This window comes from Vibrio sp. 1CM8B, from assembly GCF_023161685.1.
Classification (GTDB): domain Bacteria; phylum Pseudomonadota; class Gammaproteobacteria; order Enterobacterales; family Vibrionaceae; genus Vibrio; species Vibrio coralliirubri.
This window is the reverse complement of record NZ_JALNTU010000001.1, coordinates 654,542-673,040: the sequence shown is the minus strand read 5'-3', so window position 1 is coordinate 673,040 and position 18,499 is coordinate 654,542. Positions and strand designations below refer to the sequence as shown.

18 protein-coding genes are annotated in these 18,499 nt (G+C 44.1%); 9 read left to right on the top strand and 9 right to left on the bottom strand.

Annotated elements, in window-relative coordinates; translation table 11 throughout:
* Window positions 1-103: 103 nt before the first annotated feature.
* The gene (locus MSG36_RS02895; protein WP_050620166.1) at window positions 104-973 is read right to left on the bottom strand and encodes a GyrI-like domain-containing protein; all 870 of its coding nucleotides are present in this window, start codon (window positions 971-973) and stop codon (window positions 104-106) included.
* Between the two features lie 115 nt (window positions 974-1,088).
* Here MSG36_RS02895 and MSG36_RS02890 point away from each other — a divergent pair, with 115 nt between their 5' ends.
* From MSG36_RS02890 to MSG36_RS02870, 5 genes are all read left to right on the top strand, one after another.
* The gene (locus MSG36_RS02890) at window positions 1,089-2,237 is read left to right on the top strand and encodes a PLP-dependent aminotransferase family protein (RefSeq protein ID WP_248366130.1); all 1,149 of its coding nucleotides are present in this window, start codon (window positions 1,089-1,091) and stop codon (window positions 2,235-2,237) included.
* Between the two features lie 154 nt (window positions 2,238-2,391).
* Window positions 2,392-2,727, top strand: coding sequence for a 5-carboxymethyl-2-hydroxymuconate isomerase (locus tag MSG36_RS02885; RefSeq protein WP_248366128.1), 336 nt, complete (start codon window positions 2,392-2,394; stop codon window positions 2,725-2,727).
* Window positions 2,728-2,802: 75 nt separating this feature from the next.
* The gene (locus tag MSG36_RS02880; RefSeq protein ID WP_248366126.1) at window positions 2,803-3,234 is read left to right on the top strand and encodes a GNAT family N-acetyltransferase; all 432 of its coding nucleotides are present in this window, start codon (window positions 2,803-2,805) and stop codon (window positions 3,232-3,234) included.
* Between the two features lie 266 nt (window positions 3,235-3,500).
* On the top strand, window positions 3,501-4,490 hold the full coding sequence (locus tag MSG36_RS02875) for a rhodanese-related sulfurtransferase (protein ID WP_048613324.1): 990 nt from the start codon (window positions 3,501-3,503) through the stop codon (window positions 4,488-4,490).
* Window positions 4,491-4,691: 201 nt separating this feature from the next.
* Window positions 4,692-4,949 (top strand): YdcH family protein, encoded by a 258-nt coding sequence (locus tag MSG36_RS02870; RefSeq protein ID WP_009846137.1) that lies wholly within the window; start codon window positions 4,692-4,694, stop codon window positions 4,947-4,949.
* 81 nt (window positions 4,950-5,030) lie between these two features.
* Here the strand turns inward: MSG36_RS02870 and MSG36_RS02865 are convergent, their stop codons facing one another.
* Both MSG36_RS02865 and MSG36_RS02860 read right to left on the bottom strand, forming a co-directional pair.
* Complete coding sequence (locus MSG36_RS02865) at window positions 5,031-6,302, bottom strand: HAMP domain-containing sensor histidine kinase (protein WP_248366124.1); 1,272 nt, start codon at window positions 6,300-6,302, stop codon at window positions 5,031-5,033.
* Window positions 6,274-6,942: a response regulator transcription factor gene (locus tag MSG36_RS02860; RefSeq protein ID WP_050651245.1), complete on the bottom strand. Its 669-nt coding sequence runs from the start codon at window positions 6,940-6,942 to the stop codon at window positions 6,274-6,276. Before MSG36_RS02860 ends, MSG36_RS02865 begins: the two co-directional genes overlap by 29 nt.
* Before the next feature lie 84 nt (window positions 6,943-7,026).
* Here MSG36_RS02860 and MSG36_RS02855 point away from each other — a divergent pair, with 84 nt between their 5' ends.
* Both MSG36_RS02855 and MSG36_RS02850 read left to right on the top strand, forming a co-directional pair.
* Complete coding sequence (locus tag MSG36_RS02855; protein ID WP_248366122.1) at window positions 7,027-8,199, top strand: DUF5666 domain-containing protein; 1,173 nt, start codon at window positions 7,027-7,029, stop codon at window positions 8,197-8,199.
* A gap of 102 nt (window positions 8,200-8,301) precedes the next feature.
* Complete coding sequence (locus MSG36_RS02850; RefSeq protein ID WP_248366120.1) at window positions 8,302-8,826, top strand: GNAT family N-acetyltransferase; 525 nt, start codon at window positions 8,302-8,304, stop codon at window positions 8,824-8,826.
* Here MSG36_RS02850 and manA read toward each other — a convergent pair.
* The 5 genes from manA to uhpT form a co-directional block, all read right to left on the bottom strand.
* Window positions 8,823-10,028 carry a mannose-6-phosphate isomerase, class I gene (manA, locus tag MSG36_RS02845; RefSeq protein WP_248366392.1) on the bottom strand — a complete coding sequence of 402 codons (1,206 nt, stop codon included), beginning with the start codon at window positions 10,026-10,028 and terminating at the stop codon, window positions 8,823-8,825. The two genes, MSG36_RS02850 and manA, sit on opposite strands and share 4 nt — an antisense overlap.
* Before the next feature lie 297 nt (window positions 10,029-10,325).
* Complete coding sequence (locus tag MSG36_RS02840; protein ID WP_248366117.1) at window positions 10,326-11,666, bottom strand: MFS transporter; 1,341 nt, start codon at window positions 11,664-11,666, stop codon at window positions 10,326-10,328.
* 8 nt (window positions 11,667-11,674) lie between these two features.
* Window positions 11,675-13,171, bottom strand: a complete 1,497-nt coding sequence (gene uhpB / locus MSG36_RS02835) for a signal transduction histidine-protein kinase/phosphatase UhpB (RefSeq protein ID WP_282452174.1) — start codon at window positions 13,169-13,171, stop codon at window positions 11,675-11,677.
* Window positions 13,171-13,779 (bottom strand): transcriptional regulator UhpA, encoded by a 609-nt coding sequence (gene uhpA / locus MSG36_RS02830; protein WP_017061545.1) that lies wholly within the window; start codon window positions 13,777-13,779, stop codon window positions 13,171-13,173. The genes uhpB and uhpA overlap by 1 nt, the downstream gene beginning before the upstream one ends.
* A gap of 147 nt (window positions 13,780-13,926) precedes the next feature.
* On the bottom strand, window positions 13,927-15,321 hold the full coding sequence (uhpT, locus tag MSG36_RS02825) for a hexose-6-phosphate:phosphate antiporter (protein WP_048610001.1): 1,395 nt from the start codon (window positions 15,319-15,321) through the stop codon (window positions 13,927-13,929).
* 369 nt (window positions 15,322-15,690) lie between these two features.
* Between uhpT and MSG36_RS02820 the strand changes: the two genes are divergently transcribed.
* The gene (locus MSG36_RS02820) at window positions 15,691-16,476 is read left to right on the top strand and encodes a hypothetical protein (RefSeq protein WP_248366114.1); all 786 of its coding nucleotides are present in this window, start codon (window positions 15,691-15,693) and stop codon (window positions 16,474-16,476) included.
* A 178-nt stretch (window positions 16,477-16,654) separates the two neighbouring features.
* On the opposite strand, the gene MSG36_RS02815 is transcribed toward MSG36_RS02820, so the two are convergent.
* Window positions 16,655-16,993: a DUF1840 domain-containing protein gene (locus tag MSG36_RS02815; RefSeq protein WP_050643617.1), complete on the bottom strand. Its 339-nt coding sequence runs from the start codon at window positions 16,991-16,993 to the stop codon at window positions 16,655-16,657.
* A gap of 311 nt (window positions 16,994-17,304) precedes the next feature.
* Here MSG36_RS02815 and MSG36_RS02810 point away from each other — a divergent pair, with 311 nt between their 5' ends.
* Window positions 17,305-18,495 (top strand): GGDEF domain-containing protein, encoded by a 1,191-nt coding sequence (locus MSG36_RS02810; RefSeq protein ID WP_248366386.1) that lies wholly within the window; start codon window positions 17,305-17,307, stop codon window positions 18,493-18,495.
* The last annotated feature ends 4 nt before the right edge of the window (window positions 18,496-18,499 follow it).

Genomic DNA, 18,499 nt, shown 5'->3' with positions numbered 1-18,499 from the left:
CATTGAGCAAGCAAATTAGCCACAACAAATGAGTAAAGCCACGCTCGACAAAACACAACAAAACCAATTACTGCGCCAACTCAATGGTTAGACTAGTAAAGGCTTAGTAAAAACTCACGGGAAGGTAGAAATCGAGCTCGAATATTTCATCACTATTAAGAAAGTGATTCTGATGATAATGCACATACGCAGGAGTCGAGCGCTGTTTGAAACCAGATGTGGGTAGCCACTTTTCTAACACCATACTGATCTGTGGTAGCAGCTCACCATAGCGGCCATTAAGTCGAAACACAGCGTGTAAGCCGCCCGGAATCACCATCTGGTTCACGACACTGCGATACTTAATCGGTTCATCAATCGCGATACACGCCACATAACGACACTGATCCATTTCAACCCAAGCAGGGTTTGAGTGATGCAAACCAAATTGACTCGAAAAATCACGCTGTTCTGAATTCGCCCACGCTTTCAATATCAACCAAGCATTACGAATGGATCGGTTATAGCCCGTATGTCGAACGTAGGCCGCCATGCGTTCAGGCACTTCAACGATCTTAGGTTCGGGCAATACTCGCTGCGCCACATTCAAATAGCCCGCCGCCACTTCGGGATCTTTCAAATAGGGTTTTTCTGCTACTTGTAAATCGTGTTTACGCCATTCTCCGGGCGACATATTAAAGGTCGCTTTAAATGCTCGACTAAACGAAGACACAGAACTAAAGCCACATTTATGGGCGATCTCAACCACAGACGAACTGGTATCGAACATCAATTGGTTGGCCGCATACTCCATTCGAGTGCGTCGGATATATTGATGCAACGACTCCCCGACCACGCTTTTAAAGGTGCGATGAAAGTGCTGTTCTGAATAGGCCGCTATCTCAGATAACTCTTTGGCAGACAAAGGCTGACTGATGTCTTGGTGAATATGGAACAAGACATCATTGATTCTCGATATGTGTTGACGTGACATCGTTTAAATAGCATAAATGGACATGTTTAAGAGCATAAACGGACACGCTTGTTTTTACAATTGCCGTGTAATATCAAGCGATAGAATAAAAACGATAAACGACGAGACACAACACATGGAAATCGCACAGTCATTACAACAGATTCAATCTTCATACATTCGAGAGATCCTCGCAGCCGCAAGTGATCCAAATGTCATCTCATTGGCCGGTGGTTTACCGGACGAGAAAACATTCCCTATCGATTTAATGAAGCCAACGCTAGAAAACCTAGCGAACATGCCTGAAGTTTTCCAATACGGTTCTACTGCCGGTTACGGCCCGTTGCTTGACCACCTAACACAAAGCTACCAATTGCCGGAGTCACACACGGCAATGATTTGTACTGGCTCTCAGCAAGGTTTGGATTTGATTGCGCGTGCATATGTCGACCCGGGTGATGTGGTTGTGATGGAAGCGCCAAGCTATTTAGGTGCGATGCAGGTGTTTGGCCTAGTTCAAGCAAACATTGCGACCGTGTCTCAAACTGAATTTGGCCCGAACCTAGATGAACTGGAAACGTGCTTTGCACAGCAATCACCGAAGATGTTCTATGCCGTTCCTGATTTCCACAACCCAACCGGCGTGTGCTGGGCAACAGAAACTCGTCAAAAAGTGGCTGAGCTGTGTATCAAATACAACGTGGCATTCATTGAAGATGCGCCATACCGTGAGCTACGTTTCACAGGTACAGAACTGCCGTTGGTTTCTTCGTTCTGCCCTGACAACTCTATCGTTCTTCGTTCATTCTCTAAGATCGCATCGCCAGGTTTACGTATTGGCGCAGTAACAGGCAAACGCAGCTACCTTGAACCACTGATCAAAGTGAAGCAAGGCGCGGATTTACACTCAAGTGTACCAATGCAAGCACTGCTTGTTGGTCTTCTAAAACATGAAGACTTTGGCGTACACATGGAAAACATTCGCACCCTGTACAAGTCTCGTTATGAGGTGCTGTTCTCAGAGCTAGAGAAACAACTGCCTGCTGACTGTGTACTGAAAGCCGTAGATGGCGGGATGTTCATTTGGGTTGAGATCCCAGAGTGCGACACCTTCGAATTGGCTAAAACTCTACTATCGAATGGTGTAGCGGTTGTACCAAGCCCAGTATTTTATCCAAAGGCCGATGAAGCCAAAGCCGCACTGCGCTTAAACTTCACTAATGCCAATCCAGAAGAATTGACGGAAGCGGTAAAACGCTTAACAGAAGTACTTAACCAAGCGTAATCGCTGACTAGACTGACCGCTTTGGTGACTGCCTGATCGGCTTATTACCGAGAAAGCCGTCATAAGTCAGCATTAAAGGCCAATGTCATTCTCAACAAGAGAGTCACATTGGCCTTAATTTTAGGTCTCCATAAAGCACAGAAAGGACATCAATTTGCCGCATTGTATTATCGAACACTCATCCACTATTGATGGTCAGCAACTCAACCAACAAGTGTTTCTCGGCGCAATGGAATCTCAGTTGTTCTCACCAATAGGGGAAGACATCAAAGTACGCAGCCTTGCCTATCAGCATTACCAAACCGGTGAAGTAAAAGAAGACTTCGTGCATGTCTCTGTGCGTATTTTGTCTGGGCGTAACGAAAGCGTTAAAGCGATGCTCTCCAAGTCCATTTTGGATCAATTACTGACTCTTCCATTAAACAATGCTTCGCTGACCGTAGAGATCATTGATATTGAGACAATCAGCTATTCAAAAGCCTTAGTTTAAAGGCAAATCACAAGCGTACAGCCCCTCAAAAATAGGGCATTTTAAAAACATTCGTTAACAGCATGGAGCAATGAAATGGAATTGGTGATTGGTAACAACCCAGAATTGATAACGAAAGCACAGTCCATTCGTCATCAAGTATTCGTTGTTGAACAAGGTATTCCCCATGCGTTGGATCTTGATGGGCTCGATCCTGTCTCACATCATGCACTCATCACCGATGAAAATAATTTAATCGCGACGGCACGCTTGCACATTGATGAATCAGGACATTCAACCATGGCACGTGTTGCTGTTCTGCAGCCTTATCGAGGATCTGGTATCGCGTCTAAAATTGTTCGCGCACTTCTAAAACACGCCTCTAAACATGGTGCCAAAGTCATTGAAATCCACGCCCATCAATACCTAAAGGGTTACTATGAAAAGTTCGGCTTTGAGTTCATTCGTGAAGTGGAAATCGTCGGAGAACATCAACTCATTGAGATGAGATACTACATAAGTTCTTAGCCGAATATTCAATAGGCAACAAAACACCACTGCTTATTTGAGCTAACATTCCTTATCAAATAACGGCCTTTTCACCACACCTAAAGCCACACCAAAAATGGTGTTATATAGCCCTACGTTTGGTTGGTTTTTGTCCCGCACCGCCTTGGTTATACTGCGCCTGATTTTAATAAGCCAACAAGACAGAACCGAGTTGAAATACTCAGTTCTGATCACAACAGGCAACCGCTCTGGATTTACGTTCCAGCTCGCAGAAAGGAAAAACCATGTCTCAATATGTTGTATGTGCTCTGTATAAATTCGTAGCACTTGATGATTACCAAGAAATTCGCCAGCCACTAACCGACGTGTTAGAAGCCAACCAAATCCGCGGTACTTTGTTACTTGCGAGTGAAGGTATCAACGGCACCGTTGCAGGTAAGCGCGAATCTATCGACGCCCTTCTTCAATGGTTCAAACAAGACTCTCGCTTGGCGGATGTTGTTTACAAAGAATCATTCAACGAAGAACAACCATTCAACCGCACCAAGGTTAAGCTTAAGAAAGAGATCGTAACCATGGGCGTTGAGGGCATCGACCCACGCCACGTTGTCGGCACTTACGTGAAACCAAACGAGTGGAATGCACTGATTTCTGATCCTGATGTGATTCTGGTTGATACTCGTAACGACTACGAAGTGGACATCGGCACCTTCAAAAATGCTGTAAACCCAAACACAGAAACCTTCCGTGAATTCCCTCAATACGTTGAAGACAACCTTGATCCTAAGAAACACAAGAAAGTCGCGATGTTCTGTACTGGCGGCATTCGTTGTGAAAAATCAACAGCCTACATGAAAGAGCAAGGCTTTGATGAGGTTTACCACCTTGAAGGCGGCATTCTTAAGTACCTAGAAGAAGTGCCTGAAGAAGAGAGCATGTGGGAAGGCGACTGCTATGTATTTGATGGTCGTGTTGCAGTAAACCACCAGCTAGAAAAGAGCGGTTACGATGTGTGTAACGCGTGTCGCCTGCCAATCACTGACGAAGACAAAGCCTCTGAACACTTCGAAAAAGGCGTAAGCTGCCCTAAGTGTATTGATAAGCACAGCGACGAGCAAAAAGCCCGTTTCCGTGAACGTGAAAAGCAAGTTCAACTGTCGAATGCTCGTGGCGAAACCCACGTAGGCGGCGAAGCTGCTCACCTTATCGAGCAACGCAAAAAAGAAAAGCTTGCACACAAAGAGCAGCAACGCTCTGGCAAGAAAGCAAAGTAAACTTTCTGCTTTAAACTCTTATAGTTCTAAACATATAACTATAAATAGTTAGCTATATACATACAAAAGAGCGCAAGTTCGAGGATAATACCACGAGTTTGTGCCCTTTTTTGATCGCTTTAAGGCTTTGTGTTTAGGAACACATTTATCTTCAAAAATAGGCTCTATACTGAAGTTAATTAGACAAGTGAGGAAGTGCCAATGCTCAATGAAAACCATGCCTTTATCTTAGATTTCCCAGATCTTAAATTAGACATTGTTCAGCTCAACCACGACGACGAAAAATTCAAAGCAGACATGCAGAAGTACCACCAACTCGACTACGACATCCGTCAGCTAGAAATCTCTGGCAGCCCTATCGATGACGACAGCATGCACAACCTCAAAGTAGAACGCATGGAGCTAAAAGACTCGCTACACAAACAACTCACACGCCATCACGCGCTTAAGATCGTATAACGACTCATATGCTGGTGTGGCTAACTTAGCCACACTGCTCTCCTTCTCAAAGAGTTCTTTGTTTGAAATCGAAACTACCTGCTACCCAACTTGATTATTCGTTGAAAAGTCTAAGTAAGTACTGAATTGAAGCCCATCATCTTGAGTTTCAAAACTCCAACCCATTCGCTCACAGATTCGTTGCACAATCACTAAACCACAACCATAGCCTGCATTGTAAGTATCATTGCCATCATGACGGTTAGTGATCACTAATTGAGAACCTGTCACCACAATTCCAACATCGCCAACACTGTAGCTAAACGCATTTTTAATTAAGTTATTCAATACAATAGTAATAAAGCTCTCTGGCGCATACACAGTGACAGTCCCTTTTACGTCTAGGTTATAACTCGCATCCTGCTTGGCAAACAAAGGCGCCATTTCAAGCAGCTGCTTCTGAACTTCGACTACCAGGTCATAGTGACCGAAATGGTGCTCATCGATACTCTCTTTACCAAGCAGCAAAAACATTTCAGTCAGCACTCGCATCTGTTCACTCGCTTCTTGCAAGCGGTTAATCGCTTTTAACGCAACAGGAGGTTGATTGGGTACTTTAGTTAGCAGATCAGCCGACCCTTTAATCACCATAATCGGGGTCCGTAGCTCGTGAGATGCAAATCGATTGAACTCCTCTTCCCGCTGAAAAAATCCTGAAATATGATTCTTTGAATCTAAAAGTGTTTGCTCAATATGTCGTGTTTCAGCGTAAGACGTCTCGACTTCAAAACTTGGCTGCTCAGGGTGCATTTGCCCTATTTTCTTTTCTATCTGATTAAGTGGCCTCGACAGCGAGCGGACAACATAGATCCCATACAAAACCATGAAGATTGAGGTTAAGCCACCGAGTATGAGGGTGTAGTTGTGGAGGCTCCATTCATACTCGTCGAGGTAGTCGTCGGCGTCATCTTGAAACAAGATATACATCAGCCCTTTGCCTGACGGGTGTTCGAATACGTAAAAATGTTTATCTTCCGTACCCAACAGATGTTCATAGAAACCGGGCTCTTTGTACCGAGCTAACCAATTGGGCAGTTCTCTTTCACTCCAATAGGTTGAAAACTCATTTTTATTCGGCAACAGCGCTTCTTCGCCAAGCAACTGATATTCTGACGTATAACGATTAGCTTCAGTGTCTAGCCAGTGGTGCAGGCTGATCACTTCCATCTGGTTTTCAGCGATATAAATAACTGTCCAGAAAAGGCCGAACATGACCAAGGTCATCAAACCAAAGCTGCGACGGATTTTTCGGTAGATGCTCGGGTAATCGCCGTGGCTTAAACCGTTATGCTTTGAGTCGGTAACCTTGTCCATGAATAGTCTCTAATCGTGAATGTTCAAACCCTTTATCAAGCGCGTTACGCAGTCCATAGATATGACTTCGAAGTGCATCACTGCTTGGCGATTCATCACCCCAAACGGAATCAATAACTTCAGTTCTTGAAACAATTGATGGCGCATGACGCATAAGGACTTTTAGTATTTTTAACTGGATTCGACTCAACTTAATAAGCCTCCCTTCTCGATAAACCTCGTCGGTCTGCGAGTTGAGAGTAATATCAGCAAAACTCAGCTTTCCGATATCTTGGCGTGGTCCTCGGCTTGCCAATGCGTTGAGCCTTAAACTGAGCTCTTGCATGGCGAAAGGCTTAACCAAGTAATCATCTCCGCCCGCTTGAAAAGCCGCAATTTTGTCGTCCAACCTATCTTTAGCGGTTAAAAATAGAATTGGCGTAGGGCACTGCACCTCTTCTCTTAACTTTCTAACTGCGGAGATGCCGTCTAATTTAGGCATCATGATATCCATGATAATCACGTCATAATAATTATCAGATGCTAACTTCAACGCCGCTTCACCATGATAAGCACAATCGATCACCATCCCTTCTAACTCTAGGTAATCGGCAATGGTTTCTGCAACATTGTGGCTGTCATCAACGATCAAAACTTTCATCGATTTATTTCACCTTTCTTCACGAGTGCTTCACGTTTGAGTTTATAAGATACACCCTCAATAAACTAAATAAAGAGTATATAGATGAAAAAGTTAGCGCTGATTTCGGTTGTCGGTTTAATTCTAACTGGCTGTGGCGGTAGTGACAGTAATAGCAATGGAAGCAACGATAACAACACGCAAGCTCCATCAGCAGTTCAAGGTACTATTGACTCTGTTTCTGGCAACACCATTGTTGTAAATGGCTATAGCTATCAAGTAGACAGTGCGAACTATGCAGGCGAAGACGTGGCAATTGCAGACCTAGAAAAAAACATGATGGTCTCTATTTCATCTATTGCTCGTAGCGCTTCAACTCACACTGGCGGGACTCAAGTTGGTCTTGAGCCGACCATCGTTGGTCTTATTTCAGACACCAACCACAATAATGGCACATTTAAAGTCAATGGCATCGAATTGACCTTTACAGATCTGTCACGTGAAATTGAAAATGGTGATTGGGTGATGGTTTCTTCTTTACCGACAGCGAATGCAGGTTACAAAGTATTGTCTGTTGTTAAGTTTGAGTACTCTAACTTAACTGAATCCGTTGAAGTTGAAGGGCTAATAAGCGATTTAAATGAATCGACTTTCAAACTTGGTGCTAATCTAAGTGTTGATTATTCAATTGCCCATGTCGACAACAATGGAAGCAGCAATAGATTAGCTAACGGTCTTTGGGTTGAAGTGACAGGCTCAATGGTAGGCTCTGTATTGAAAGCAGATGAAGTGGAAGTCGAAGATTTTGACGAAATCGATAATGACACTGAAATCGAAGGCATTATTACTTGGGTAGCTAACGACAAATCATCATTTGATTTAAGCTACAAAGGTCGCTTTCTTGTCAATGACAATACTCGTTACGAAGACGGCAATAAGTCAAACTTGACCGTAGGTACAGAAGTTGAAGTAACAACGAAACAAGCCAACGGCGAAAATGTTGCTACCGAAATCGAATTTGAACACGACGATGATTCACAAGATTGGAATAATAATGACGTTGATTTTGAAGGTGAAGTTCAGAGCACAAATGACGATGCATTGAGCTTTGTCATTCAAACGCAATCTGGCAATCAAACTGTCTACGTTAACCAAAACACTCGCTATGAAGATGGTCTAAGTTTCCATACTTTACATGGTCAACGTATTGAGGCTGAAGCTTACAAGGTTAACAACCAGTACATCACGAGTGAAATCGAAGCAGAAGACAACGACTAACGCATAGAACATCCTTGTTATTGAGTTCAGAAGCCACGCTCTACGCGTGGCTTTTTTGCATCAAAACAACCCGCACCTTAAGTGCAGCCTACCTCTTCAATTATGTTACTGTTTGCTTATTCAAAGGCGTTTGATAAGGAAGCGAGTAAAGTGGCAATAACAGAAGAAAATATACAGTTCCAACGTGTTTCAAATTCTGAATTCGATGAACTATTTGCGTGTGTTAAACAAGGTCTTTTCATACACGTAGATGACATTTTCGGCTGGGATGACAACTTCCAACGCCAACGACTTTTAAACGAATACCATCCATCTTGGTTTCATTGGGTATATCGCGAAAATAAAAGAGTAGGACTCGCCAGCTTTAAGCCTTATGACAACGCATACCATATTCACCTGCTGATCATTTTCCCTAAATACCAAGGTCGTTCGCTTGGCAAGCAAGTCATGGCTCTCATACATAAGAGAACCATGGAAGAGCAACGAAGCCAAGTGACTCTATCGAGTTTTAAAAGTAATGCTCGTGCTATTAACTTTTATCAATCGCTTGGCTATCAAGTCGGCGATGATAGTGATGATAACTTCGTAGGGATGGAGCTCAATCTAGACCACAAACACCATCTCTAATTAAACGCCCTAGCCACTCGTCCTTTACTGCTCAATTCATAATGACCAATATAGGCTGGGATAAATACCGATTGCCCTTTAGTAAGGGTTAAATGCTCACCTTTCTGACTCATTAGCGATAAATCATCATCGATTGCCATTAAGATTTCAGCACCGCTTGTGATGACTTCTTCTCGCTGAGGGCGATGAAAGATATTGAAATTGAAATCACTGACCGGGATATCATAACGATCACACTGACCTAACTTTGAGGGAGCTAACAACAAGCGTTCGAACGGGATTGGCGTAAACTCTGTACACGCCACTAATTCAGCGACATCAATGTGTTTTGGCGTTAAGCCAGCTCTCAGCACATTGTCTGAATTGGCCATAATCTCGAGCCCAGTTCCCTTGATGTATGCATGCGGAGTGTTCGCATTCAAATACATCGCTTCACCTGGCTTCAGTGTGATCAAGTTAAGCAGCAAAACACAAAACAGACCGATATCGTTCGGGTACTGCTGACTAAGCTCAGTAACCAAAGCAAACTCAGCTTGGTCTTGATGAGATGCAGCGTAAGCCAGAAGTTGCTCTAATGCTCGGTGTTTACGTTGGTCATTTAGCGTTAGCAAATCACGGAAAAACGCCTCTAAACCTAAAGAATCAAGGTTATTGCCAAACTCTTCAACCAAACCAGCCAGCTCACTCGAATCCAACTTTCTGAACAACCCTAATATTTCATCGAATTCTCGAAAGCCATTCATTGCTTGATATTCAGTGATCGCGTAAACCAATTCAGGCTTGTGGTTTGAGTCTTTGTAATTACGATGCCCTGCTGTTAGAGGGATTCTTGCTTGCTCTTCTCTTGCAAAACCAACCTCTGCTTGCTGCTTGTTTGGGTGAACTTGAACAGATAGCGCTTTTTCTGCTGCCAAGATCTTAAATAAGAACGGCAGTTCACCGAACTCCTGCGCAATATCGCTTGATAGATAAGCGGGTTTGTTCTTGTTAATCAGCTCAGATAGAGGCACTAAATGTTGGTCCAGCTTGACCATTGAGCAGCCCTTCGGATGCGCTCCCATCCAAACTTCCGCTTGCGGCTCTTGTGACTCATTCTTAAAGCCAAACAGTTCACGTATCGAAGAAATGCTCCCCCATGCATAATTTTGGATGGTGTTTTCCATTGGGAAAAATGAGTGTTCTGAGAAGTGGCTGAATGACATGGCGTTTTCCATAGTGAGCCCTTTGAACACAATTCAGAGAGCTGATTTCTAATAACGTAAATGATTAGAAAGACTACAGAGCGCAGCTAGAACCCACATGAGATGAGGTCTTAGACGCAATAGGAAAAATTCCTAGAAACAGGTGAGAACGATGAAAAGCGTGAAAAGAGTCACATTTGAATATCACGTTTAGAAAGCGCTGAGAATAAGATAGCGGCTTGTATCACACTGGTTACAGCAGCGATACAAGCATATGAATACAGACACTAGTGACTCTCTTGTTATCGAGAAAGATCCTTAAAAACCAGAACGAACCTCTGCACTTTTCTGAGGTGATTGAGCTTGCAAGAAAGGCAGTAGCAGCAAGCCAATAACGGCCGCACAAGTGGAGATGGTAATGAAGAACCCACTCCAACCGTAAGTTTCTAGAACGAGCGCTAATGGGTAACCAGAAAGTGCTGCTCCCATATAAGCAAACAAGCCAACAAAACCTGTCGCCGCCCCGGCAGAGTCTTTATGTGAACATTCCGCCGCCGCCATGCCAATAAGCATTTGAGGGCCAAAAACAAAAAAGCCTACACAAAACAGCCCAGCTGCTTGAAACACAAAGTTGGTTAAAGGCATAAGCCATAAAGCCGATACCGAAAGGAAGATGCCAATCGCAAACAGGATGTTCATCGGGCCGCGGTTACCACCAAACAACCTATCTGATCCCCATCCAGCAACAAGTGAACCAACAAAACCACCAATCTCGAACAGAGACAACGCAGCGTTGGCGTTTATCAAACTGTAATCGTGTTCTTCGGTGAGATATAAGTTGCCCCAGTCGTTAACTGCCGTTCTTACTATGTAAACCAACACATAGCTAAAGGCGAGCAACCAAATGTACTTATTGCTGAACACATAAGTTTTCAGGATCTCTCGATAGCTTAACCCTTGCCCATGGCTCTCTTGCGCTAATTCCAGGTGATCATTACGCCACTTCCCTACCGTCGGAAGTCCCATGGTGGTGGGCTTGTCACGTAAGCGCCAGCAAACGATAAGACCGATAAAAACACCAATCACACCCGGCCAGATAAACCCAGCTCGCCAACTGAACTGCAGCGTTAGATAACCCACAAGAATAGGGATAAGCGCTCCACCAACGTTGTGCGCTGTATTCCAGATTGCCCAGCGAAAGCCTCTTTCGGAGCGAGAATACCAAGTCGTCAATAACTTGGAACACGATGGCCAGCCCCAACCTTGGAACCATGCATTCAGTACCCATAGCGAGATAAAAGCCGCTAACGAACTCGAAAAGCCAAACGCGATGTTTATCAGACCAGTCGCGATTAGGCCAAGCCCCATGAAGTAACGAGGGTTCGACCGATCCGATATCGTGCCTGAGATAAATTTCGATAAGCCATAAGAAAGATAAAAGAGCGTACCAATTAAGCCGATATCGCCTTTGTCCAAACCAAGATCGGTGATCATTGCAGGCGCAGCGTAATTAAAGGTTTTACGAGTGAAGTAAAAACCTGCATAGCCGACATACATTCCTATCATGATATGAAGACGCCAGTAGCGATAACTCTGGTTGACCTCATCATCAGTTAGAGCATGACTCTTGGACGTTGTTGAGCGCAGAAATCCAAACATATTCGTTCTCACACTTTAGGTAATGTAACGCTGATATTGGTACCCGAAGATGAGCCATTAGCGTTGATTGTCATCTTGCCGCCGAGCGCCTGAACACGCTCTTGCATACCGCGAACACCCATTCCTTTGAGAAGATCTTGCGCTGTAAAACCAACGCCATTATCTGTGATCCGAAGGTCAGCTTGGTCACCTAAAATCAGTTCAATTTTAATCTCGCTCGCGTTGGCGTATTTAGAGGCATTGTTTAGAGATTCTTGGCACAGCCTGAAGATCGTGACCTTGAGCGTGTCACTCAAACACGAGTAATCACCTTGCCAATTTAACTGGATATCAACGCCGTGATCCGAAAACTCCATCTCTCGAATAAGCTGTTCCACGGAATCTTTTAGGTCAAGATCGTCCAACATCTTAGGTCTTAGCTTTGTAAGAAGTCGTTTGGTGGTGTCATAAACATTCAAAGACAATGACTCAATCGTACCCGCACAGCGAACGCTCATTTCAGCGGCATCGACGCGTTTAATTATGCTTGCCTGAGTACGAATTGCCGTGATGTTTTGGCCGATTTCATCATGCAGCTCACGCGCAATATCACGACGAACCGACTCTTCAGCCGTCACTAACTGACGTGAAAGGTTTTGATTCCTAGAGAGCTCGCTCCGCAATTTCGAGTTGAGGTCTTTCTGCTTTTGAACCGCTAAACCAAGCAGTATACCTGTGATGGTTTGAGCAGATAGAGACAAGAGCAAATCGGTAATTTCAAGTTTTGACGTTCCGCTGTGGGCTGCAATCAACGCGACACTATTTAACATTGTTGCAAGCAGAGCGCCTTGCCATCCGTAACGAACGGCGAGCAAGATAATAGGGATAGCCATACAGAACGGGGCGAAGCGCCTTAGTTCATCAGGCAAACTGGTTTGTATTAAAATACTGGCCACCAACAACACACTATATAAAGCGATATGCCGGATTTTGAACTCTACAACATTATGGATTAAGTAAGAGCTCAGTGGCGCCCACTTGTTTTGGAATAGATAGTTCCAGACTAGATAACACATCGGTACCAGCATCAGTCCGCCAGTAATACTCACCAACCACACCATGTAAACAGCCGGAACATGAGAACCCACCACGGCAACGTTAATAAATGCTGTGACCATGATTAAGCTCGCCATCACTAACAAGTGACGATTCTGGTCACCAGAATAATAACGCTTAGCAATGAGAGTGGCAGGAATACTCAACCCACTAGCGATGAGTATCGTCAGCCATTGAGGCTCATCAAGCAGTAAAGCTAAAGCGATCGCAAGCCCCCACTCTGCAATATAGATAGCAGGCCAATAGTGGGTGCGAGTGTGCAGCGTCATTCCCAATCGAAGTGAAAATGGGAAAAGCAGAATGGCTAACTCAGGGTCATTAATGAAATAGAAGGCAATAACCCACAAACAGAACCATGCACAGCCAGCCATAAAAATCCCACACAGGGAGGTGGCTAGGTAAGAACGCATTAGTACTGGTCTTGTGTAAACAATTTAGCTAACTCGACGTTATTCTTAACATTGAGTTTGTCCATCGCATTGGCACGGTGTACATGCACCGTTTTATGGCTAACCCCTAGCTCAACAGCGATAGATTTTACATCGAGCCCTGTTGCCAATAGCTGACACACTTCGCTTTCTCTGCGGGTGAGCTGATTTAAAGAGGCTTTATTCTTCATGGGCGTCGCAAGCTTTATAGCGATATCGGGCGTGAGATAACAGCCACCATTTGCGCTCGTGTGTACGGCTTGGATTAACTCATCAGGGCTACAGCGCTTGCTGAGATAACCTTTGGCTCCTAACTCTAATGACTTCTCAACCATCGCCGGAGAGTCATGAACGCTCAACATGATGCTGGCAATGCCAGATGGAATCTCTTCCAATAAGCTCAGGCCACTTTCGTCCTGCATTGAGATATCCAAGATCACGACATCAGGGTGACAGCTTGGCAATCCTAGGCGCGCTTCTGCCGCAGAGTTGAATTCCCCCACGACCGTAATATCAGCTTCAAGACTGAGTAATTGAGCAAAGCCAGATCGAACAATGACGTGGTCATCAACAAGCGCAACATTAATCATGATATTAACCAGAATTAAGAGTAAGAAAGAAAAATAGCCCCAACAGGAGCTATCTAAAATTAAGTTTATTGATAGAGATGATACTGAATCGAACTAACGATTGGTATGATCTCACGTGCTTTAATCAGATAAAGCACGTGAGACTCGCTACGCGTTTTGAGACGCTAAGTGCATTTTCTTAGCGTGGCGAATCTTCTTCTCTTCCGCAACCGCAACGAAGAGCAGTAACACGATACAAATGGCAGCTGACGTATCAAGCGCTGCGAACGTGCCTTTCCAACCCGTTAAGCCAAAAATAGGCGTGCCGTCTGCAATCATACCTAGGCCAAGTTTGGCAAAGCTGTCACCAATTAAGTAAGCAAATGTGCCTTTCACACCATCTGCAACACTGATTGCTTTCTTAGGCACGAAACCTACTGCAGCAACACCAATCAGCAACTGAGGACCAAACACTAGGAAGCCAAGTACGAACAATGATGCTAAGTACATGAACTCACTAGTTGCATGTTGATAGAACTCTAGAGAAACGATGATAAGGCCAAGCGACACACAAGCAACCAAAGCACGGCGTCCGTTCGCAAGGTCTGACAGATAACCCCACATTAACGTACCGACCAGTGCACCAACCTCAAACAGAGTGAAGCCTGAAATCGCCGTTTCCTTTGATAGACCTAGCTCTTGATACGCATAAACGGTAGACCATTGATCGATACCGATACGAACAATGTATAAGAAGATATTCGCGAAGCAGAGCAACCAGATCACTTTGTTTTTTAGGATGTATTCAACAAAGATCTCTTTCTTAGTCATTTGATTTTCTTCAGCAGCCGTATCTTCTTCGCTGACTTCTTCATCAAACAACTCTTCAACCGTACCTAGACCATAGGCTTCTGGAGAGTCATTACCAAAGCGCATACCAATAAAGCCAACCACAATCGCAATGATTGATGGGAACACGAACATACCGATCACGTTGCCATCAAATAGGTAGTTAGCGCCGAACAGAGCAACACCAGCCGCACCTGCGCCACCCACGTTATGTGACATATTCCAAAGGCCTAAATAAGAACCACGCTTGTTACGAGGCGTCCATTTAGTGATGGTCGAGTAGCTTGAAGGACCGCCGGTACTTTGGAAGAAACCACTCAACGCATAGAAGGCAACCATCAAAAATAAGCTAGCGCTGCCGCCACCCATACTGAAGCTGAAGCCCAACATGGCAATACCAGAAAGGACAAGCATAAATGGCAGGAACTGCTTGGTGTTTTTACCATCGGCATAATAGGAAACAACAGTTTTACCGATACCGTAAGTGATAGAGAAACCCAGACCGATAAGACCTAGATCCGTCATCGATAACCCATAAGTAGAAATCATGTCGTTTTGCGCGACATTGAAGTTCTTACGGACCAAATACATGGTTAGATAACCAATGAATACGACTAGGTAAGATTGTAGGAATGGTTTAAACCACATTTTTCTTCTAGTTTCGACCGGAAGATCCAGCGTCGGTTTTCGAACCTGATCTAGGAACTTTAACATTGTGAACTCTCTTATTATTTATGAGGTCTGCACGGCATAATTGCGACCATGCATTGTTTGTTATTTGACAGGGAAATAATAAGGAGTCTAAAAATCGACCGCATGAGAGAGGGTCTTAGAATAACTAGGAAAAATTCTTAGTTCAGAATTGGGAGTCAAGAAAGCGTGAACAGCATCACTTTGTTTACGGTCTGTTATGTATTGATATATCGATAACAAAAGTCTCTCATTTCAAGGCGGACGAACCTTGTAAACAAACAGAAACAAGTGAAACACTTCGCAACAAACAAAGCATTATTCATAATGGTTGCCTGACATTGCATTGATAAAGTTTGGATCCTTTTATAAACACATTTTTAGGTTCCAACTATGAATTCAATGGTCAAATCATCACTTGCGATTGCTATTAGTCTTCCACTACTGGCTGGGTGTGTGACACCCGGTGAAGATGATCCCAATGCGAGCACCAAGCAAGGCGCAGTCGGTGGCGCACTGCTAGGACTCACGATAGGTGCATTAACTGGTGATGCAGAGCTAGCAATGAAAAGTGCCGTTGTCGGCGGAGTAGCCGGCGGGGTCGCAGGTGCAGGTAACGACATTAGAAGTAATCGAGACAACATCCGTCACGATAGCCGTAACGAAGCCATTGCGCATACCAACGTGAACGCCGCAGCAGTAACAGCAACAGCACCCACAGAGACGAAGCAACAAAATTGGGAAGAGCTCAATAATTTCATTGGCGAATGGGATGTCACTATCCACAATCACGTTAACACTCTGGATACTATCTCGGACTTAGAGTCGACAGGAAAACTGAACAGCATTAGTCAAGCAGAGGTGAGCGTAGCTAATTCACAAGGAGTCAACCTAACGGCTCAGTTCTCTTACGATGAAGCTCAAGGCTACCAAATGGATGTCACTAACCAAGCTACCCAGGTGAATGTCAACTTTGCTGGCGAGCCTCAATCTCAAAATAATCGTTACAATTTTTATCCAACTAACATCCAAGATGTCATCTATGAGGGTGTAAATAGTGCTGATGTTCGCATTGAATTGGGTATGCTCAATAGCCAACTTTGGATCTTAGAAAGTTACGCTTACCTAGATGGTAGTGAAAAGAAAATACAATCGATTCGATTTAACAAAGCCAGCTAGCTTTTCGTTATGAGCGGTTCGTTATTAATTATTAGTTATTAGCTTCTAAATCGCTGATCAAATAAAACACCAGTATCGGTTCATCACCATAAAACTCCATGGTGTGACCGATACTAGTTCAACATTCATTCTTATTAAAATAGATTCAATAGGCTTGTTACGTTTCGCGCGAATCGTACTACAGTCGCTTGCCGCTACCGTCTTCCCACATCACTTCGCATTCATCCTTGATGGCGGCCTTTAATAATTCAACCAGTGGGAACGCTCGGCTACCGATATTAACAGGCGCTTCAACCACCTCTTCTTCATTGTCGTCATCAGTATTTTCTTGCTCTACGGGTTTGCTCTGCTCTGCTGCAATCGCAGCACGTAGATTATCCAGAGCTTTAGGAACCTCTGAAGCATCCATAGCGCCTGGGATGGAACCGCTATGCCCAAGCATCTTGATAAACTGAAGGCCAACTTCACCAAACATCGTGACGCTAGCATGAGCTTTACAACTAAAGGTAATTAACATAATGAGCCTTTCTTAATTTTGGTCGTTTACAAACTATGTGGAGTAACTCACTGGAAAGCAAGTAGATATCAAACAACGGTTACAAGTTTGATGCTTAAATCTAATCTTCTAGAGATGACCAGCACCATCGGTGATATACATCACTATTTGGAATTGGTTAAACAGTCTTTCATATGAAACCTTGATAGTAGTCACACTAAATAGACATCTAAACCTCTGCATAGCTTGTTATTTAATCTACTATTAACACCATTATCAAAAACTTTGGCACAGATCACATGAAAAGGCTCGTCGGCAGACACCTAGAAGAAATGGCGGACATACGATCCACCCGCAAGCAAAAAATTGTCCACTCCTTTTCACTGACTGCCGCTGCGTTATTCATTTTCTATATTTGGGCTTACTTCCAAGGTCAGCATTACACGCTGTCAATGTTCGAATTGTGCTTCGCCATCATTGCCATCTCTAACGCTTTATATGTAAGAAAAGTCGTCAATCCTGAATATTCCGAATTGATTCTGAGTGGTGTTCTTCTAGTACAAGGCGTCATCCTATTCTTGTACAGTCACGCCATCCCAGATCGCATACTTTGGCTCTACCCAATCCTAGCCGCGGTCATTTTCATTAATGATTTCCGAATTGGCATTATCTTCAGCACCTCGTTTTGCCTGTTCATCAGCACCTTGATCACAGCAATGCCTAGCAACTTTTCTTTACCATTTAACAGCACACACCGATTTGTCCTTAGCCTGTTTACCATGAGCTTGGTGTGCCACACATCCGCCTATTACTACACAAAAGCCGTCAGTTATATTCAGCGTCTGTATAAAGAAGGCATTGAAGATCTCGCTTACAGAGATCAGTTAACTGGCTTGGCAAACCGTTGGAGCTTTGAACGCTGGGCGACAGAAAAACTAGCTACAGTCGATAGTGAGCGGTCACTTACGGCATTGGTCTTTTTGGATATAGATGACTTTAAAGGCATTAACGACAGCTACGGGCACGATGTGGGAGACAGTGTCTTACAGCATTTTGCCAATCGCTTGAGCAACAACATTCGAACCAGAGACAGAAAAAGCCATGAATACGATTATTCCATCGCGCGCTTTGCTGGAGACGAGTTTGTTCTGATGCTCTACGATATCCCTACACGTAAAGATCTAGACGGCATTCTAGATAGGATTTGCGGGCTGTTCGAAAGCGGCTGCCAAACAAACGAGAGAATCAAAGAATTGACATTAAGTGTTGGGGTTGCTTTATACCCGCAAGATGCCCAAGAATTACATGAGCTGACGAGATGTGCTGATAAAGCGATGTATGTTGCCAAGCATTCAGGAAAAAACCGCTACGCTTATTACCACGACAACCCAGTATCGACTTTGATAGAAGAACTACCAACGAGCGTTGTTAGCTCAGCACCGGATTCATCTGAACTTGAAGATTGCTTTGAAGCGAAGATCGAAGGGAACAATGTTACGCTATTAAAAGCGCGTCAACGCTAGCCAT